We start from the raw sequence: 19,304 nt of genomic DNA on the forward strand, positions 1-19,304 counted from the left end.
ATTGGGTGCCGCCCCCGCGCCTGGGATTCAGATCCCCTCCTGGTGTTTTTCCATAGCGCGACCGTGATCGTGTCCGCATGAGGGCGCGTGATCGTGGCCACCCGGCCTTGCGTCGCCAGCCGAGAATTCCTGCCAGCCCTGGCGCAGGATCTGGAAGGACGAGGACAGGAACAGGCCCGCCATCAGCCCGGCCACGATCACGTCCGGCCAGCCGCTTGTCGTGCCCCACACGCCGAGGGCCGCGGCCATGACGGCGACATTGCCGATGGCGTCGTTGCGCGAGCACAGCCACACAGAGCGGACATTGGCGTCGCCGTCCTTGTAGCGCACCAGCAACAGCACGCTGGCGACATTGGCGGCCAGTGCTAGAAGGCCGATCGCCCCCATGATCTCGGCCTGCGGCACGCCGAGATAAAGCACCCGCCACACGGTCGACCCGAACACCCACACTCCCATAACGAACAGGCTGAGGCCCTTGGCGAGCGCGGCCGTCGCCCGGACCTTCAGCGAGGCGCCGATCACGGCGAGTGAAATCGCATAGGTCAGCGCGTCGGCGAAAAAGTCGAGCGCGTCGGCCTGCAGCGCCTGACTGCCGGCCATCTGCCCGGCCGTCATCTCCACCGCGAACATCGCGCCGTTGATGGCGATCACCGCCCACAGGCGGCGCTTGAAGTCGTCGGACATGCCGTCGAATGTATGGGAATGGCCGCAGCCCGCACTCATGATCGTCTCCTTGAAGCAAGTCTGTGGCGACCCTACAATCTCGAGCGACTAGAGCTTCAAGAGGTTTTTTTTCGATGTTGTCGATCGGGGAGATGGCGCGGCGCTCCGGCGTGAAGGTCGCCACCATTCGTTATTACGAGCAGATCGGCCTGCTCGAGCAGGCCGGGCGCTCGCACGGCAATCAGCGCCGCTACGGGCGCGAGGAGCTCGACCGGCTGGTGTTCATCAGGCACGCCCGCGATCTCGGCGTGTCGGTGCCGACGATCCGCGAGCTGATCGCGCTTTCCGGCGATCCGCAGCGCCCCTGCGCCGAGGCCGACCGGATCGCGTCGACCCATCTGGCCACGATCCGCGAAAAGATCGCCCGACTCAGGCGTCTGGAAGCCGAGCTCGAGCGCATCGCCGCCTGCAAGGCGCAGACTGTGGGCGAGTGCTATGTGCTACGCGCGCTCGGCGAGCATGATCTGTGCGAGGGCGAGCATTGAGCCGTGTCGGTCGGGCGCGGGCACCGGCTTACGGCCCGCCCGCCGACATCGTGCATCCGCACGCGCTCGTCCGAACTGACGAGGCGGACCCTGGCGGCCAATGCATGGCAAAGCCGCGCGCGTGATTGGCGCGGAACGGAGCCTTGCCTCACCTCGTCTCCACGCTCACCTTGTCGGGATAAAAGGCGGCGTGATCCTTGATCGCGGCCATTTCGTCGTACGGAGCCTCATAACCCCACATCGCATTTTGCCCCGCGGCGCCGGCGAGCGCCACATTCCAGTAGGAGGCCTCGCCCTTGTAGGGGCAATGCGTCGAATGGCCTGTCTTTTCCAGCTTGGAGAAATCGATATCGGCGAACGGGATATAGAGCACCGGCGGGTAAGGCGGCTCCGACAGCGTCAGTGCCCGTGAGGAGGAGGCGATCGTGTTTCTTCCGGCCCTGACGGTAACGGTGCCCCGATAGGGCTCGACCGCGACGACGCGATCCGGATTCTTGGCGAAACCGGGCGCTGGATTGGCGGTGCGGCTCATTGGCGGTCTCCTCCCGTGGTCTGGCGCATGGGGTGGCAGGGACCATGCATGGCGCCCGCCATGGCTTCAAGCGTGCCGTCACCATCCGGCGCGAGGCCGTATTGCCCCGCCGCCGCGATCGTCCGGCAGCGCGCGGGCGCAGCCGCTCAGCCGTGCATCGTACCGGCCGGTCCGAACAGGTCGAGAAGACCCCGATAGGACAGCGCGATGCCGGCAAACGGATTGTCGCTGTCGGTCGCGTTTTCGATCCGCACCGAGCCGCCGTCCCGGCCGAGCAGAACGAGCACGGTATGGGTCTCGCTTCCCGCGCCGAGTGAAACGGCGGCCACGCGCTGGCAGTCGCGCTGTTTAAGCGCCGGCATGTGGAACAGAACCGACCCGTCCGCCCGTTCGGCGGCGCGCTGCAGCGCGGTTTCGAAGCCGCTTTCGGCAATATCCTGTGAATTCAGCGCCAACTCGAATTCCACGGCCTCGAGCGGCATTTCGGGAAGACGGGTGACGATGTCGCGCGCATCCATGCAAAGCTCCAACTTCTCGCACCGGCCCGCCTGCCGCACCATTCGCGGCCACGATGGCCGCAATAAGGCGAATGATTCCGCCGATCCGGCCGCAATTTTCCCGCGACGGTTCCAACCCCTCTGGACAAGCAAAGTGCCCGCGTCACAATACGGCAATTGTTTGGGAGGACAGCGATGCTCGGTTTGATGCAGCAATGGCCGCTGCTGTGCCATAAGATTCTCGATCACGCCGCGCACCAGCACGGCGCGCGCGAAGTGGTGTCGCGCGCCGTCGAGGGGCCGATCGTGCGCACCACCTATGCCGAGATCAGGGCGCGGGCGCTCAAGGTGGCGCAACGCCTGGAGCGCGACGGCTGCAAGCCCGGCGACCGGATCGCCACGCTGGGCTGGAACACGGCCCGGCATCTGGAGGCGTGGTACGGCGCCATGGGCATGGGCGGGGTCTATCACACGCTCAACCCCCGGCTGTTCCCCGAGCAGATTGCCTGGATCATGAACCACGCCGGGGACAAGGTGCTGTTTGCCGACCTGACCTTCATGCCGCTGGTGGAGAAGATCGCGCCGTCGGTCACCTCGCTCAAGCGTGTGATCGTGTTGACCGACGGCGCGCATATGCCTGAAACCGGCCTGCGCGACGTCGTCGCCTACGAGGACTGGCTGGCGGAGGCCGACGGCGATTTCGAATGGCGCGACTTCGACGAGAACACGGCCGCCGGCATGTGCTACACCTCCGGCACGACCGGCAATCCCAAAGGCGTGGTCTACAGCCACCGCTCCAACGTGCTGCACGCCATGATCGCCTGTCTGCCCGACGCGATGGGCATTTCCTCGCGCGATACGATCCTGCCCGTGGTGCCGATGTTCCATGCCAATGCATGGGGGCTGGCCCAGTCGGGACCGATGATCGGCGCCAAGATGGTCATGCCGGGCGGCAAGATGGACGGGGCCTCGATCTACGAGCTGCTCGATACCGAAAAGGTCACCTTCACCGCGGCCGTGCCGACGGTCTGGCTCATGCTGCTGCAATATCTGGAAGAGACCGGCAAGACGCTGCCTCATCTCGACAAGGTCGTCATCGGCGGCTCGGCCTGCCCGCGCGCCATGACGGAGAAATTCCAGGACAATTACGGCGTCCAGGTCATCCATGCCTGGGGCATGACGGAGATGTCGCCGCTGGGCTCGCTCGGCACGCTCAAGCCGGCCTATGCCGATCTCGACGGTGATGCGCTGCTCGACCTGCAGGAAAAACAGGGCCATGCGCCTTTCGGCGTGGAAATGAAGGTCACCGACGACGACAATCGGGAACTGCCCTGGGACGGCAAGACGTTCGGCCGCCTCAAGGTCCGCGGCCCGGCGGTCGCGGCCTCCTATTACGGTGGCGACGGGGCCGAGCAGTTCGACGAGGAGGGCTGGTTCGACACCGGCGACGTCGCCCATATCGACCCGCAGGGTTATATGCAGATCACAGACCGGGCCAAGGACGTCATCAAGTCGGGCGGCGAATGGATCTCCACCATCGACCTGGAAAACCTCGCGGTCGGCCATCCCGAAATCGCCGAGGCGGCGGTGATCGGCATCCCGCATCCCAAATGGGACGAACGCCCGCTGCTCGTGGTGGTGAAGAAGCCCGGCAAGGAGCCTTCGCGCGAGGCGATCCTCGACTATATGAAAGGCCGCTGCGCCAAATGGTGGCTGCCGGACGACGTGGCCTTCGTCGAGGAGATACCGCACACGGCGACGGGCAAGATCCAGAAGACGACGCTGCGCGAACAGTTTCGCGACTACCGGCTGCCGAGCGCGTAGCGGCACGCGCGAAAGACACGATGGGCGCGCCGTTCGTCGCCCGACGCCGCAGGTCTGTGGCGGACGACGGCGCTGTCGCATTCCCTCGGCGCCAAAAACCCTTTAAAGACCACGCGCAAACGGAAGTCGCGGGTCCTGGTGCAGCGTGTTTGACAAGCCATATACATCCACCGCGCGCTGGTCGGCCAGGCTGGCGTCCTTTGCGCTTGTCCTGTTTCTGACCGCGGCGCTGGCGCATCGCTACCTGGCGCTGGAGACGGTCGCGTTCCTGTGGGTGCTCGGCCTTGTCGGACTGCTGGCGCTGGTCGCTCTCGGCGCGGCCGTATCCGGTCTGCTCGCTCTGTGGGAGCACGGCGGCAACGGCGCCGGGCGGCTCGTTTTTGCGATCATCCTGGCCGCGCTCACGCTTGCTCCTTTCGGCGTCGGGCTGTGGCGCCTGATCGACTATCCGCGCCTGGCCGACATCGCCACCGATCTGGTCGAGCCGCCCCGGTTCCGGGCGGCCGCGATACTGCGCGATCCGCGCGCCAATGCCATCGGTCCCATCAACGGCATCCAGGCCGCGCTGATCGAGGACTCCTATCCGCAGGTCGACGGAAGGCGTTACCCGCTTGCCCCGGACCGCGTTCTGGAAACCATACAGGCTTTGATGGCGCGCCGTGGCTGGGCCATCATCGAGCGCAGGGGAAACTGGCAGCGGGATCGGGAAGTCACGATCGAGGCGCTGGCCGGTTCCTATCTGCTGCGTCTTCCCGCCGATGTCGCCGTTCGTATCACCGACGAAGGCGAAACCACGTTCGTCGACATGCGCTCGGCTTCGCATTTCGGCGCCCACGATCTAGGCGACAACGCCCTGCGCATCATGCGTTTCCTTGCCGACCTCGATGCGATGGTCGCCGCCGAGACCGCGCCGGGCTGAAGAGGGCGGGTTGCCTCAGGCGGGGCTGTATTCCGCCTCCAGGCCGATTTCGCCATTGGCCGCGGCATCGCCGCGCGCGACGATATCTTCCAGATGCGCCAGAACCGACAGCGCCGCCGCGCCGTGCAGCCTCGGGTCGGTGTCGCGATAGATGGCACGCACCATGTCGGCAATCGTCCGGTCGCCGGATCTGAGCCGCTCGAGCACCGCGCGCTCGCGCATCTTCCTGTGTGCCTTCAAGGCCCGCACGAAGGCGGCAGGTTCTCGCACGGGGCCGCCATGGCCCGGCAGGTAGAGCCGGTCGTCGCGCGCAAGCAGCGTGTCGAGGGAGCGCATATAGTCGGCCATGGCGCCGTCGGGCGGCGCCACCACAGACGTCGCCCAGGCCATGACGTGGTCGGCCGAAAACAGGATGCCGGTTCCTTCCAGGGCGAATGCGGCATGGTTGGCGGCATGGCCGGGCGTCAACACCGCGCGCAGGCACCAGCCGTCCCCGTCGATCGTGTCGCCGTCGCCCAGCACCAGATCGGGCCTGAAATCGGTGTCGGCGCTGGCCTCCAGTGGATTGACCTCTCCCAGTCGCATCGGCCGCGCCGGCCGGTGCGGGCCTTCCGCGCACATGATCGCGCCGGTTTCGGCCTGAAGGCGGGCGGCGAGCGGCGAGTGATCGCGGTGGGTGTGACTGACCAGAATATGGCTGACGGGCCGGCCGGCGATCGCCCGCAGCAGCGCCTCGAAGTGCTCGTCATCGTCGGGGCCGGGGTCGATGACGGCGAGCGTGTCGGCGCCGACCAGATAGCTGTTGGTGCCGTGAAACGTGTACGGGCCGGGATTGTTGACGGTGATCCGCCGCACCGCGGGCGCGACCTCCACCGGTTGACCATAGAGCGGGTCGAAGTCCATATCGAATGCAATGGCCATGGGAAATTCGCGCGCAAAGGCCTGGGCGACCGGTTTGACTGTTGCCGCTTATCACGGATGAATTTATAGGGGAACCGTTCGGAACGCCCCGCGGGGCAGAGGGAAACTGGAGAAGTTCATGTCCGCTGCGATCGCATCGCGCCCTTTGATTGAATTCGCCATCCCCGATCGGGGAGCAGGCCGGTTGGCCGTTCAGGCCGTCATTGTTCTTGCCGGTACGCTGCTTCTGACCCTGTCGGCCAAGACAAAGGTCGTTCTTGGGCCGGTCGACCTGTCGCTGCAGACCCTGGCCATCTTGCTGATCAGCACCAGCTTCGGCATGCGCCTCGGCGTCGCCACGCTGCTGCTTTACCTTGCCGAAGGTGCGATGGGATTCCCGGTCTTCCAGAGCACGCCTGAAAAGGGCATCGGTCTGGCTTACATGCTTGGCGGCACGGGCGGTTACCTTGCCGGATTCGTGGCCATGGCCGCGATTGTCGGCTGGGCGGCGGATCGCGGCTGGGATCGCTCGCCGGTCAAGCTGTTCGGCGCCATGCTGGTCGCGGAACTTGTAATGATGGCAATGGGTTTTGCCTGGCTCGCCGGCCTGATCGGCGCTGAGAAATCCTGGATGTTCGGCGTTGCGCCGTTCATCGTGCCCGACCTGATCAAGGTCGCGCTGGCCGCCTGCGCCATGCCGGCGCTGTGGGTGGCCGCCGACTGGCTGCGCGGCGGACGCGCATAGATCGCTTTTCGGCCAACGGGGTACCGGGCCGCTCGACGGTCCCGGTATCCCGCCTCCGTGGCGGTCCGCCACGGACCGGGGTCGCGACACTGAACAGTGCCGAGCTGATCATTTTGGCCGTGGCTGGAACCCCGCCATTTGTCTTGACTCTTCTTCGGAATTACCTTGACTGGGGCCGAATACCGACTAGGAAAAGGCCCGATACGGGGTGAGGGTGTCGTCTCGCCGGCTGATGGGGCAAATGGCCGGTCGGGGCATCGCACGAAGAGGCGGAGCGACCGGCATGATGATCCATGTTGGTCGCGTTTTGTCGTGCATCGCATCTCGACAAAGAGGTTTCAGCGGCCGGGAGAGCCGCTAAACGCTTAGGGCGAGTGACAGAGATATATGTCCAGATCGAACAGCAGAAGTCTTGTACATTCGCTTCGCGTGCAGACCCTCGTCACACTTTTTCTGGGCGTCCTGTTTCCCATCCTGTTCCGGCTCGATTTCCAGTTCGTCTCCGGGCAGACCCCTCTCTATCTCACCATGCTGTTTTGGACCGCACTCGCCGCCTTTGGCGGGCTGGTGCTTTATCGGCGTGTGCTGGCGGTCCCGGGCGCCAGTCCGGGCTATCTCATACTGCCCACCTTCACGACGTCCTATCTCGTCGTCATCCTGGTGCTGTTTTTCTTTCGCCTCGACTATTCCCGCACGATACTGGCGCTGAGCTATTTCCTGCTCGTGTCGTGGATGGTGTTTACTGTGTTCGTGCTGCGGCCGGAAAAAAAACGGCGGTTCCTGGTCGTGCCTGGCGGGCGCGTTGAGCGGCTGAAGGACATCGGCACGGCAAGTTGGACCTATCTGCAAAGCCCCGACGCGCCGCTGTCGGCCTGCGACGGCGTGGTCGTCGATCTCAGGATCGATCTCTCCGACAGCTGGGCCCGCTTCATCGCCGACGCGACGCTGGCCGGCACGCCGGTTTTCCATGTCAAGGAAATCGAGGAATCGTTGACGGGGCAGGTCGAGATCGAGCATCTGTCTGAAAACAATCTCGGCTCCCTGAACCCGAACGAGGCCTATCTCGAACTCAAGATCATCGTTGACTGGCTGCTGGCGGCGATTTCCCTGATCGTGCTGTTGCCGGTATTCCTGCTGGTCGCGATCGCCATCAAGCTGGACTCGCCCGGAGAGGTGATGTTCCGCCAAAGCCGTCAGGGCTACCGGCAAAGGCCGTTCCGGATCTTCAAGTTCCGCACGATGATGGCCGACCCGTCGAGCTCAACCGCCCAACAGGCCGACCCGTCGAGCTCGGCCGCCCAACAGGGCGGCGCGGACGGTCAGGTCCAGGATGCCGAGATCGACCGTGCGATCACCCGGGCCGGAGACAACCGCATCACCCGGGTCGGCCGGTTCCTGCGCCGCACGCGGCTCGACGAGCTGCCGCAAATACTCAATATTCTGCGAGGCGAAATGAGCTGGATCGGCCCAAGGCCCGAAGCAACGGTGCTGTCGGCCTGGTATGATGCCGAACTGCCGTTTTACAGCTATCGCCATATCGTGCGGCCGGGCATTACCGGATGGGCTCAGGTCAATCAGGGGCATGTCGCTGACGTCGGCGATGTGCACAAAAAACTTCATTATGATTTCTATTACATCAAGAACTTTTCATTCTGGCTCGACGTGACGATATTCTTCATGACGATCAAGGTTATTTTGTCCGGTCATGGATCAAAATAGAACAAGGGGATAAAATATGTCCATGAAGGACTATCTTGATAAGAAGTACTACCCCGATTTCGAGGATTCGTGGGACGACAAGCTTTTCCGGCAGTTCATTTTGGAGCGAATGAAGCCGGAATTCACCGTGCTGGATCTCGGCGCGGGCGCGGGCATCGTGCCCGAAATGGATTTTTCCGGCCGGGCGGCCCGGCTATGCGGCCTCGATCCCGATCCGCGCGTGGAAACCAATCCATACCTCGATGAGGCAAAGATCGGCCTGGGCGAGGATATCCCGTGGCCTGACAGCTCCTTCGATCTCGTTTTTGCCGATAATGTTCTGGAGCACCTCGCCGATCCCGACCGCGTCTTTGCGGAGGTGGCGAGGGTGCTCAAGCCCGGCGGCCGGTTTCTTTTCAAGACGCCCAACCGTAGCCATTACATGCCGCTGATCGCGCGCATGACGCCGTTGTCGTTCCATCGCTTCTACAATCGTATGCGCGGGCGGGCGTCGGAAGACACGTTTCACACCCACTACCGGGCCAATACCCCGGCCGACGTCACCGCGGTCGGCAAACGGGTGGGGCTGGGCAATCCGGATATCCGTCTGGTGGAAGGCCGTCCGGAATATTTGCGAATGACGGCTGCCAGTTACGTTTGCGGTATCGCCTATGAGCGGCTCGTCAACCGGATCGATGCTCTGGAGCGGTTCCGTATTCTGCTCATGGGAAGTCTTCAAAAGAACTAGGCGATCGCGGCCGGTCGGGGATGAAATCTGACGGTAGATGGATCAGTCGAGTTTCAAAGGCGCGAAACAAGCCCTGGTTGCCGGCGGAAAACTTGGGGTCGATCAAATGAACGATCCGGATTGCGGTGGACAAGGAAAGCACCATTGTCTAAACAGCCGCGCGTGGCGCGCCGCCACGCGATCGAGTACCTCATCCCGTTTGCAGGCATAGAGGACGGAAGCGAGCAGCACCTTCCGAGGCGAAGACCTGATCGTCCGGTGCTGCGATCGGACGACACCGGGAAACCGAGCGCATGAAAAAAGTTCTCGCCGTCTTCGGGACGCGGCCAGAAGCGATCAAGATGGCACCGGTGGCCAAGGAGCTGGCGCGCAGCAGCCTGCTCGACGTGCGCATATGCGTCACCGCCCAGCACCGGCAGATGCTCGACCAGGTGCTCGACCTGTTCGAGATCGTGCCGCACCGCGATCTCGACGTCATGCGGCCCAACCAGACCCTCGATCAGGTGACCGCCCGGGTCTTGACCGGCCTCGGCGAGGTTTTCGACGAGGAGCGCCCCGACATCGTGCTCGTGCATGGCGACACCACCACCACCATGGCCGCCTCGCTGGCGGCCTTCTATCGCAAATTGCCTGTCGGCCATGTCGAGGCCGGCTTGCGCTCGGGCTCGCTGTGGGCGCCGTGGCCGGAAGAGATGAACCGGCGCGTGGCGACCCTTGCCACCCGGTTCCATTTCGCCCCCACGCAGCAATCCAGGCACAATCTGCTTGCCGAGGGCGTGCCCGACGCGCATGTCCACGTCACCGGCAACACGGTGATCGACGCGCTTTTCGAAACGGTGGAACGCATCAAGGGCTCGCCGGAGCGGCAGGCTCGGCTCGCCGAACGGTTCGGTTTCCTCGATCCCGAGCGGCCGATCGTGCTGGTGACCGGGCACCGGCGCGAGAATTTCGGCGCCGGCTTCGACAATATCTGCCAGGCGTTCCTCGATATCGTCGCCGCGCACGACGTGCAGATCGTCTATCCGGTCCATCCCAATCCGAGCGTGCGCGAACCGGTGGAGCGCTGGCTCAAGGACACGCCGTCGGTTCATCTGATCGATCCGCTCGACTACGAACCGTTCGTCTATCTGATGGAGCGTTCGCACATCATCATCACCGATTCCGGCGGGGTGCAGGAGGAGGCGCCGTCGCTGGGCAAGCCGATCCTGGTGATGCGCGACACCACCGAGCGGCCGGAGGCCGTGGACGCCGGCACCGTCGTTCTGGTCGGCACTGCGCGTGACAGGATCGCCGGCGAGGCCGGACGCTTGCTTGGCGACCGCAACCATTATAAGCGCATGGCGCAGGCCATGAACCCTTATGGTGACGGGAAGGCTGCGGCACGAATCCGAAAAATCATCGAGGAACAGGCATGACCGAAACCCGCCTGAAGAAAGTCTGTGTTCTTGGTCTCGGCTATATTGGCCTGCCAACGGCTTCCGTAATCGCCTCGCGCGGCGTCGAAGTGGTCGGCGTCGACGTCAAGCCGGAGGTCGTGGCGCGCATCAACAAGGGCGAGATCCATATCGTCGAGCCGGATCTGGACGCGGTGACCGCGCTCGCGGTGCGGCAGGGCCATCTGCGCGCCAGCACCACGCCCGAGCCGGCCGACGCCTACATGATTGCCGTGCCGACGCCGTTCCACGACGGCAAGGCCGATCTCGACTATGTCTGGAACGCCGCGCGCTCGATCGCGCCGTGCCTTGCCGCCGGCAACCTGGTCGTCCTGGAATCGACCTCGCCGCCCGGCACCACCGACAAGATGGCCGCCCTGCTTGCCGAATTGCGGCCCGACCTCAAGATCGCCCAACCTGGTGTCGAGGGCTGCGACGTGCACGTTGCCTATTGCCCCGAGCGGGTCCTGCCCGGCCGGGTTCTGACCGAGCTGGTCGAAAACAGCCGGGTGGTGGGCGGCATGACGGATGCGTGCGCGGCCCTTGCCGAGGATCTCTACCGCATCTTCTGCAGCGGTGAGTTGTTGCGCACCAACGCCCGCACCGCCGAAATGTGCAAGCTGACGGAAAACGCCTTTCGCGACGTCAACATCGCCTTTGCCAACGAATTGTCGATCGTCTGCGAAAAGCTCGACATCAACGTCTGGGAGTTGGTGAAGCTCGCCAACCATCACCCGCGCGTCAACATTCTTCAGCCCGGCCCCGGCGTCGGCGGGCACTGCATCGCGGTCGATCCCTGGTTCATCGTCGAGGCCGCGCCCGACGAAACGCGCGTGATCCGCACCGCGCGCGAAGTCAATGACGGCAAGCCGAAATACGTGCTCGACAAGATCGCCGCCGCCGTCGCCGGCAAGGCTTCCGGCAAGCGGCGGCCGGTGGTCGGCCTTCTGGGCCTGGCCTTCAAGCCGGATGTCGACGACCTGCGCGAGAGCCCGGCCCTGCAGATCGCCGAGGCCGTGGTCGCGGGCGGCGACTGCGATGTCGTCGTCTCCGAGCCGCATATCGAGCAATTGCCGGCCTCGCTGGCAAACGGCGCCAGCGTGCGGCTGACCGCCGACATGCACGAGGCGGTGCGCGAAGCCGACGTGGTGGTGATGCTGGTCAACCACCGTCTTTATCAAACGATCGCGCGGGACGAACTCGCCGGCAAGACCGTGATCGACACGCGAGGTATCTGGTCGTGAAGCAACTATTGGTGCGTTCGGGCAATGTGTTCCTGCAGGAGGTTCCCGCGCCGACCGTCGGACCCAGGAACGTTCTGGTCCGGGTCAAGTCGTCCTGCATTTCCGTCGGCACCGAGATGGCCGGCATCAAGATGTCGGGCCTGCCGCTTTATCGCCGTGCGCTGAAACAGCCGCATCACGTCAAGAAGGCGCTGCAATTGATGAAGGACCAGGGCTTTGCCCGGGTCTACAAGCAGATCAAGGGCAAGCTCGATGCCGGCCTGCCAACCGGCTACTCGGCCGCCGGCGAGGTGATCGAGGTCGGCAGCGAGGTCACCGGCATCAAGGTCGGCGATCGCGTCGCCTGCGCCGGCGCGGGCATCGCCAATCACGCCGAAGTCGTCGACGTCCCGGTCAACCTGACCGTGCCCGTTCCCGACGGGCTCGACTACGAGGCCGCCGCCACCGTCACGCTCGGCGCCATCGCCATGCAGGGCGTGCGCCGCACCAACCCGACGCTGGGCGAGACCGTCGTCGTGATCGGCCTGGGCATTCTCGGCCAGCTCACCGCCCAGCTCCTGACGGCCAGCGGCTGCCGGGTGATCGGCACCGATATCGACGAAAACCGCATCGAGATCGCGCGTGCCAACGGCATGGATATCGGTCTCAATCCCAAGGACGGCGACATCGTCGAGCGCATCGTCAAGCTGACCGACGGCCATGGCGCCGACGCCGTGATCATCACCGCCGCCTCGCCGAGCAGCGAGATTCTGGCCCAGTCCTTCCAGGCCTGCCGGCGCAAGGCGCGTGTCGTCGTGGTCGGCGATGTCGGTCTCAACATCGCCCGGTCCGACATCTACGCCAAGGAACTCGATTTCTTCATCTCCACCTCCTACGGACCCGGCCGCTACGACCCGGTCTACGAGGAGGAGGGCGCGGACTATCCGATCGCCTATGTGCGCTGGACGGAAAACCGCAACATGGAGGAGTTCCTGCGCCTTCTGGCGCGCGGCCGCATCAGCCTGGCCAATATGCTCAAGGAGCCGTTTCCGATCGATCGGGCCGAGGACGCCTACGCCGCGCTGCGCGGCACCGGGCAAAAACCGCTCCTGGTCATGCTGACCTATCCCGAGCGCGCGGACGCGACCAGGCCGGCGCTGCAGATTGCGCCGCCCGCGCCCGCCGACGGGCGCATCAAGCTCGCCCTGGTCGGCGCCGGCGGCTTCGCGCAGGGCATGCACCTGCCCAATCTGCAGAAGCTGAAGGACAGCTACGATCTGCGCACCATCGTCAGCCGCACCGGCCTGTCGGCGCGTTCGGCCGCCGAGCGCTTCGGCGCGCCCAACGCCGCGACCGATTTCAAGACCGTGCTCGACGATCCCGACATCGATCTCGTGCTGATCGCCACGCGCCACGATTTGCATGCCGGCATGACGCTCGACGCGCTCAGGGCCGGCAAGCACGTGTTCGTGGAAAAGCCGCTGGCCATGAACGAGGACGAACTGGCCGAGATCGAGGCATTCTATCGCGACAACCCGAACGGGCCCGTGCTGATGACCGGCTTCAACCGGCGGTTTTCCCCGGCGGTCGTGGCGGCGAAGAAAGTGCTCGCCAACCGCACCTCGCCGATGATCGTCAATTACCGCATGAATGCCGGTTACATTCCCGCCGACCATTGGGTGCACGGTCCCCAGGGCGGCGGCCGCAATATCGGCGAGGGCTGCCACATCTACGATCTGTTCAACGCCCTGACCGGCTCGACCCCGGTCGAGGTCAACGCCATGTCGATCGTGCCGGAATCCAAATACTGGCTGCGCAACGACAATTTCAACGCCACCGTACGCTATGCCGACGGTTCGGTGTGCACGCTCACCTATACCGCGATGGGCTCCAAGAGCTACGCCAAGGAGCGCGCCGACATCTTTGTCGACGGCAAGGTGCTGACGCTTGACGACTACAAGCAGCTTACGGTTGCCGGCGGTAGCGGCGGCTGGAAGGGCACCACCATGCAGAAGGGCCAGCAGGAAGAGCTGGCCGCGCTGGCCGAAACCCTCCGCAAGGGGGCGGCCTGGCCGATTTCGCTGGAAGACCAGATTTTCGCCACGCGCATCAGCTTTGAAGTCGAAAAGCAGATCGCGCTTTAGATGCGCGCTTAGTTGGTAATGAGTAGAGCCGGATATATACTCAGACGCGCCGTCGAAGCAGGTCCGGCGGTCGTTGGGCGGCGGGTGATGCATAGGGTCAAACCCTACGCCTACTTCCCCGACTATGCTCTGGCCCGCACCCGCTTGCGGACCGGAGCTTTGAATGACGAGGCACTGGCGTCGCTGGGCGCGGCCATTCGTGACGAGGCCCGTCGCCGTATCGAAGCTGACGCCGCGCTGAAAGAACGCATGTGGAAACGCGGCGCGCGCGCACTCGACCGCAAGTGGGACGTACTCGGCTTCGGCAGTCTCGACATTCCATTGGGCGATGAGTGGTGGCGCGACGGGTTTCACGGTCATCAATGGCGGCTAGACTATTTTCCGCGCGTGGATTTCGTTGCGTCCGGAATCCGAGCCGACGTCAAGGTGCCCTGGGAACTGTCACGTTTTCAGTACGCGTTGTGGCTGGCCGAAGGCGCACTCGCCGGCTCGGTAGAGCCCGATAGCTATGCGCGTACGTTTGAGGCGCTCGTAGACGATTGGGCAAGAGCCAATCCGACGGGCTGGGGTGTCAACTGGACCGTTGCGATGGAAGTCGCAATCCGTGCGGTTAATCTTCTTGTCGCGGGCGCCGCACTCTACGACCGCCTGGGAGAAGCGTTTCGCGGACGCTTGATCCGTCTGCTCGACGATCATTACCGGTTCATCCTTCGATTTCCCGAAACCAGCGACGTGAACGGCAACCACTATCTTGCCAATCTGATGGGTACGGCCGTGTTGTCCTCAGTGTTGGCGCCGGGGCCGGAATTCTCGCGGTGTGTCGAGGATTTCACGGTCGAAGCCGACAAGCAATTCGAGAGCGACGGCAGCCATCTTGAGCGCGCGCCGGTGTATCATCGTCTGTGTCTCGACATGGTAGCGATGGTGGCCGCGCTGGAAATCCGAACCACGGGGACGTTATCACCCCGGTTGCGGGACGTGTTCGCACGGGCGCTTCATTTCGCCGAATTCGTCAGCGGCGCCGAGCGGATATTGCCCATCTTCGGCGATTGCGATGGCGGCAAGGTACTGGAATTCGGTACATCGCCGCGTGATTTTTCCGCGCTCGCCGGGCTGTGCGGCAGGAGCAGCGCCACAAGCCAGGACGACCTGCTTGTCTGGTTGCAGGTCATAGCGGGTCGCGAAACCTTCCTCGACAATGTCGCCGACCCTATCCCGTCGGCCGGTGAGAAGAGCGGTTTTCTGCGCTTGAGCCTCAATGAAGCCGTGGCGGTAATGCGGGTCGGCGCTCAGGGGCTGAAAGGGCGCGCCTCGCACGATCACGATGATGCGCTGTCGATCTGGCTCCGATACGGCCAACGCGATATTATCGTCGACCGCGGCTGTCATTCCTACACGCTCGATCCCGCGCTGAGAGAATCATTCATTCTTTCAGGCGCACACAATCTCGTCCAACCGCGAGGTGGTAGGCGTTATGACGGTCGGCCGGGCTCGATCTATCTGTCGATGCGTGGCGCGCCATATTGTGATGACACCGGCACCGCTGGGCATGCTATGTGCCCTTCCGTTAACGGCACGATCCACAAGGCGGGCGAGATCAGCGGAATTCGTCGGCAACTGCGCGCGCGCACCGTCGACCAAGGTGTCGAGATCGAGGTATGTGACACTTGGTCGAGCGGTATCGACACCGAACTGAACTGGCATTTCGGCCCCGGCATAGTTCCACGACCGGCAGGCGGCGGTATGATCCGATTTGACGGCGGGACCGCCCTCCAAAGTCTGTCAGTTGACGGCGCCGATCTCGAGTCGGAATTGTTTGAGTTTGACTTCCATCCGAACTATGGCCGGACTGAGAAATGTCGCGGCGTCCGTTTCTTAATCCCGGCTTCGCAAGATTGCCGGCTTGTCAGCCGTTTTCGCCTCGGAATTGGTGAAATCGGATCAAGCGAATAAACGCTGCCAAGGAAGCTCGAGCCCATGCACAGCGATCTCGATCAGTCGATCATTTTTAAGATCAAAAAAGTTCTACGTTACAACAGGCTGTATGGCCCCCGGCGTACCCTGATCAAGGTTCGCGGCCAATATCACATGGCCAGCAAGACCGGTTTCGATGGAGAGGAATGGATCAATCCGGCCTGCAAGGATCCCGACCATCCTGACCGGTGGGTGGGGATCATCGGCTGCGGTAATTTCTCCTTCTCCAATATCGCCTACTACCTGGGCAAGGAATCCTCACGGTTCCTGCGCGCGACCCACGATATCGCAAGACCGCAGGCGCGGTCGCTGTGCGCGTACTTCGGAGGGGCCTATGCGGCCGGAGACCCGCGCAAGATCATCGAGGACGAAGCGATCCGGCTCGTCTACATTGCGTCCAATCACGCCTCTCATGCAGAATACGCCATTGCGTGTCTCGATGCCGGCAAGCATGTCCACATCGAAAAGCCGCATGTCATTTCGGAAGAGCAGCTGAAGCGACTTTCCGACGCACAACGCCGCAATCCGCAATGCATGATCTTTCTGGGCTTCAACCGGCCGCGCAGCAAGCTGTTCGAGCGTGCCCGCGATGCGCTGGAGAAGGAGGACGGCCCGCTGATGGTGAACTGGTTCTTGGCCGGTCACAGCATTCCGGACGATCATTGGTATTTCTCGGAGGAAGAAGGCGGCCGTATTCTCGGCAATCTGTGTCACTGGACTGATCTGACGCTTGAGCTGGTCGGGCATGAAAAGGCGTTTCCCTGCACCATTACCGCCATCGCCGCTCCCCAGGCTAAATCGGATTTCGCGATTTCGTTTCTGTTCGACGACGGCTCGGTCGCCGGTATCACTTTTTCCGCCAAGGGGCATACATTCGAGGGTGTGAGGGAAACGCTCAACGCCCATCGCGGCGACGTGTTGCTCACGCTCAGCGATTTCAAGACGCTGAGGCTGGATCGGGTCGAAAAGAAATCAACGACCTCGAGTTTTTTCCGCGATCATGGCCACCGCGCCAACGTGATCAACAGCTATATTGCCGTTCGTGACGGCGACGACAGCAAGGCAACGTCACTGCAATACAGCCGCGCCACGGCCAAGTTGTTCCTGGGTGTCAAGGAAGCCGTGGACCTGCGTACGCCGGTTGTTGTCAACGCCGACGAAAGTGAGTCCCTCAACGGCCAGGATCGGCGAAGCGCCTGAGTACGCTATGGTGCGGATGCGCCCCAACTCGGCAAGGATGCATATTGGATATGTGTGAGAGGTTGCGATACCCGGCCCGTCGCGCGGGAAGAATTTGGATGGTGCAATTTGCCGGCAGAGGCGGTGCTGTGACTGAACGTGAATAAGAATGGCGGGAAAGCCGGCATGAGCAGACTTTCGATCAGCGCTTTGGTGCGGTGGGCCGAACATCATCTGTTCGGCGTGGCCGGTCAGGTCGCGGCGGCGGCGCCGGTGGTGCTGGTGACGATGATCATCTCGCATCAGGTGGGTCTGGAGCTTGCAGGCAAGTTCGTCGTAGCGGCGGGGATCGCAGCGGTGCTGTTCACCGCCGCATCGCTTGGGCTTGCTGCTTTTGTTGTGGTGGAGAAGCTCCAGCAGTTTGACACTCGCGACTTTCTGATTACGCGCGCCTTTTCGGCGGGCTTCGTGTCACTCGCCTTCATTGCCGGGGCACCCTTTCTCAGTATCCCGTCTGAGCTCGTGACTCTCGTCGTCATGATGCGGCTTGCCGATGCTGGGGTCGAGATGAGTTGGGGAATCGATATCTACAGACTGCCAAGCGACCAGGCAATGCGGCGATACGCCAGCGTTAACACCCTTAAGCTGATTGTCACTGTTGTTCCGGTGGCGTTCCTCTACCTTTTCGCAGGCGACATCATCGCATGCCTCATGGTCGGTGCCGGCCTGTCATGTGTGTTTACATGGTATTGGCTGCATCAAAATGCGTGGGGAGATCGTTCGTTCCGAGTTGGAGCCGGACAAGTTCGCCGTTCCGCTAATTTGGCTCGAGGCGCCAGCTGGTTTGCAATAAGTTATCTAGTTGTTGCTTTTACGAGCAACTCGCCACGTATCCTTGCTGATAGCCTTTTTGCTGGAGATATGTTGGGCGTGGTGGGTGTGACACTATCGTTTTGTACGATACTTGGAATGATTTTCTTGTCTTCCTGGCTGCGCTGGTTTCCCAAATTGTCCCGCGAGTTATGGTTTGGAGCTAAACATATAATGTTTGTATTGGAATCCTTACTAATTTTACTGATACTAGCCTTTTTAAGTTATACAATTATGCCAAAAATTGTTTCAATTTTGTTCAATTTTGATTATATTGAGTATAAGGAAGAGGTTAGATCTATAATATTATCTACGGTAGTTTTTATGTTTGGTATGAATATGACGAATATGTTCAAAACTACTAAATTTGTATGGTTGGAGCCCGCTGTTTCTATTTTAAGTCTATCTGTTTCCTATGTGATTTTTGTCCATTTTATGGGATTTCTGATAGAGGGGTATTTAGTTGCCAGCGGTGTGTGCATGGCTGTGAGCGCGCTCGCCCTAAACTACCTTGTCCATAAGGATTCTATGTATCGGGGTGCACATGAAAAAGCTCCGTGAGGTTGCGGTATTTCTTCGAATGGCGAGCCGACCCGTTCCTCGGGTGACGCGGATGATGGCGGTGGCTAGGGGTGCTGGGCTGGAAGCAAAGTTCATCGGAGCCCATCGTGACCGCAATTTGCCATCGCACGACGAATGGGAAGGATTTCCGATCACCCGTGTCGGATTGCCCTTTCCGCTTCTGAACGGAAAGCGGCCATGGCTTTATCTTCGTGCGCTAGCCTCCTGCAATCGAGGTTTCTTCCGGCAGCTTCGTTTGGAACGACCACGCATTGTTCATGCTTCTGATATTGAGACTTTCCCTGCATCGTACCTCTACAGGATGACGAGTAAAAGTCGGTTAGTTTACAATATTCATGACAATTTGGCTCAGCGCTATGCATTGCCGTCAATCATCAAGAAACTGTTGAACGTCGTTGAAGGAATTGCCGTCGTCTTGTCAGACGGCGCTACGGTGCCAGAGGAGTTCCGGCGAGCGGCGTTGCCAACTTGGTGCCATTCAAGGGTCCGTGTGATACCAAACGTTCCCGCCGAAAATGATCGGGCGCCTCCCCCACCTTTGGAAAATACCAGGATACGCATCTTTTACGGGGGCTGGCTTGATCGCCAAAGAGGGCTGACCGCGCTTCTTCAGCTTTCAAAGGAGCCGGATTTTGACGTTCGGATCGCAGGCGAAGGCTCGCAAGACATAGTCGCCGAGATTGAGCGCTGCAAAACGGCAACCTTCTTGGGTTTTCTCAGATCAAGCGATGTCATCGAGGAAACCCGGAGGTGTCACTTCGTGCCGGTTCTCTATGATCCGAGTCGCGAAATCAACAGAATTCGCGGCCTCCAACAAGCTGGCTGAAG

Annotated in this window: 17 protein-coding genes; 13 read left to right on the plus strand and 4 right to left on the minus strand. The window is 62.2% G+C overall.

Translation table 11 applies throughout. The features are described 5' to 3' along the window. Nucleotides 1–27 precede the first annotated feature (27 nt). A complete protein-coding gene (locus tag ACT2B0_RS03940) occupies nucleotides 28–723 on the minus strand; it encodes a cation efflux transmembrane domain-containing protein (protein ID WP_473461705.1) in 696 nt (231 codons plus the stop codon). Between the two features lie 74 nt (nucleotides 724–797). Here ACT2B0_RS03940 and ACT2B0_RS03945 point away from each other — a divergent pair, with 74 nt between their 5' ends. After that, nucleotides 798–1,208 carry a MerR family transcriptional regulator gene (locus ACT2B0_RS03945; RefSeq protein WP_473461708.1) on the plus strand — a complete coding sequence of 137 codons (411 nt, stop codon included), beginning with the start codon at nucleotides 798–800 and terminating at the stop codon, nucleotides 1,206–1,208. 148 nt (nucleotides 1,209–1,356) lie between these two features. Here the strand turns inward: ACT2B0_RS03945 and ACT2B0_RS03950 are convergent, their stop codons facing one another. Together ACT2B0_RS03950 and ACT2B0_RS03955 are read right to left on the minus strand one after the other, a co-directional pair. Then, nucleotides 1,357–1,740: a DUF427 domain-containing protein gene (locus tag ACT2B0_RS03950; protein ID WP_473461710.1), complete on the minus strand. Its 384-nt coding sequence runs from the start codon at nucleotides 1,738–1,740 to the stop codon at nucleotides 1,357–1,359. A gap of 146 nt (nucleotides 1,741–1,886) precedes the next feature. After that, complete coding sequence (locus tag ACT2B0_RS03955) at nucleotides 1,887–2,258, minus strand: hypothetical protein (protein WP_473461712.1); 372 nt, start codon at nucleotides 2,256–2,258, stop codon at nucleotides 1,887–1,889. A 174-nt stretch (nucleotides 2,259–2,432) separates the two neighbouring features. Between ACT2B0_RS03955 and ACT2B0_RS03960 the strand changes: the two genes are divergently transcribed. Continuing rightward, complete coding sequence (locus tag ACT2B0_RS03960; protein WP_473461714.1) at nucleotides 2,433–4,061, plus strand: 3-(methylthio)propionyl-CoA ligase; 1,629 nt, start codon at nucleotides 2,433–2,435, stop codon at nucleotides 4,059–4,061. Nucleotides 4,062–4,206: 145 nt separating this feature from the next. Continuing rightward, nucleotides 4,207–4,980 carry a DUF1499 domain-containing protein gene (locus ACT2B0_RS03965; RefSeq protein ID WP_473461716.1) on the plus strand — a complete coding sequence of 258 codons (774 nt, stop codon included), beginning with the start codon at nucleotides 4,207–4,209 and terminating at the stop codon, nucleotides 4,978–4,980. Between the two features lie 15 nt (nucleotides 4,981–4,995). On the opposite strand, the gene ACT2B0_RS03970 is transcribed toward ACT2B0_RS03965, so the two are convergent. Continuing rightward, entirely contained in the window at nucleotides 4,996–5,901 is a 906-nt protein-coding gene (locus ACT2B0_RS03970; RefSeq protein WP_473461719.1) for an MBL fold metallo-hydrolase, read from the minus strand. A 118-nt stretch (nucleotides 5,902–6,019) separates the two neighbouring features. Here ACT2B0_RS03970 and ACT2B0_RS03975 point away from each other — a divergent pair, with 118 nt between their 5' ends. From ACT2B0_RS03975 to ACT2B0_RS04020, 10 genes are all read left to right on the plus strand, one after another. Next, nucleotides 6,020–6,625 carry a biotin transporter BioY gene (locus ACT2B0_RS03975; protein WP_473461721.1) on the plus strand — a complete coding sequence of 202 codons (606 nt, stop codon included), beginning with the start codon at nucleotides 6,020–6,022 and terminating at the stop codon, nucleotides 6,623–6,625. A 429-nt stretch (nucleotides 6,626–7,054) separates the two neighbouring features. Continuing rightward, nucleotides 7,055–8,344 (plus strand): sugar transferase, encoded by a 1,290-nt coding sequence (locus tag ACT2B0_RS03980; protein ID WP_481658450.1) that lies wholly within the window; start codon nucleotides 7,055–7,057, stop codon nucleotides 8,342–8,344. Nucleotides 8,345–8,366: 22 nt separating this feature from the next. Continuing rightward, nucleotides 8,367–9,071 (plus strand): class I SAM-dependent methyltransferase, encoded by a 705-nt coding sequence (locus ACT2B0_RS03985; protein WP_473461726.1) that lies wholly within the window; start codon nucleotides 8,367–8,369, stop codon nucleotides 9,069–9,071. Nucleotides 9,072–9,364: 293 nt separating this feature from the next. Further along, the gene (wecB, locus tag ACT2B0_RS03990) at nucleotides 9,365–10,486 is read left to right on the plus strand and encodes a non-hydrolyzing UDP-N-acetylglucosamine 2-epimerase (protein WP_473461729.1); all 1,122 of its coding nucleotides are present in this window, start codon (nucleotides 9,365–9,367) and stop codon (nucleotides 10,484–10,486) included. Continuing rightward, nucleotides 10,483–11,748 (plus strand): UDP-N-acetyl-D-mannosamine dehydrogenase, encoded by a 1,266-nt coding sequence (gene wecC, locus ACT2B0_RS03995; protein WP_473461731.1) that lies wholly within the window; start codon nucleotides 10,483–10,485, stop codon nucleotides 11,746–11,748. The genes wecB and wecC overlap by 4 nt, the downstream gene beginning before the upstream one ends. After that, on the plus strand, nucleotides 11,745–13,871 hold the full coding sequence (locus ACT2B0_RS04000) for a bi-domain-containing oxidoreductase (protein WP_473461733.1): 2,127 nt from the start codon (nucleotides 11,745–11,747) through the stop codon (nucleotides 13,869–13,871). Before wecC ends, ACT2B0_RS04000 begins: the two co-directional genes overlap by 4 nt. Nucleotides 13,872–13,958: 87 nt before the next feature. Then, nucleotides 13,959–15,824, plus strand: coding sequence for a heparinase II/III domain-containing protein (locus ACT2B0_RS04005; protein ID WP_473461736.1), 1,866 nt, complete (start codon nucleotides 13,959–13,961; stop codon nucleotides 15,822–15,824). A gap of 24 nt (nucleotides 15,825–15,848) precedes the next feature. Next, complete coding sequence (locus ACT2B0_RS04010) at nucleotides 15,849–17,045, plus strand: Gfo/Idh/MocA family protein (protein WP_473461739.1); 1,197 nt, start codon at nucleotides 15,849–15,851, stop codon at nucleotides 17,043–17,045. Between the two features lie 165 nt (nucleotides 17,046–17,210). Next, on the plus strand, nucleotides 17,211–18,455 hold the full coding sequence (locus ACT2B0_RS04015) for a hypothetical protein (RefSeq protein WP_473461740.1): 1,245 nt from the start codon (nucleotides 17,211–17,213) through the stop codon (nucleotides 18,453–18,455). Nucleotides 18,456–18,474: 19 nt separating this feature from the next. Continuing rightward, on the plus strand, nucleotides 18,475–19,302 hold the full coding sequence (locus ACT2B0_RS04020; protein WP_481658482.1) for a glycosyltransferase: 828 nt from the start codon (nucleotides 18,475–18,477) through the stop codon (nucleotides 19,300–19,302). Nucleotides 19,303–19,304: the final 2 nt, after the last annotated feature.

Source organism: Nitratireductor sp. J20-h4 (assembly GCF_056780505.1).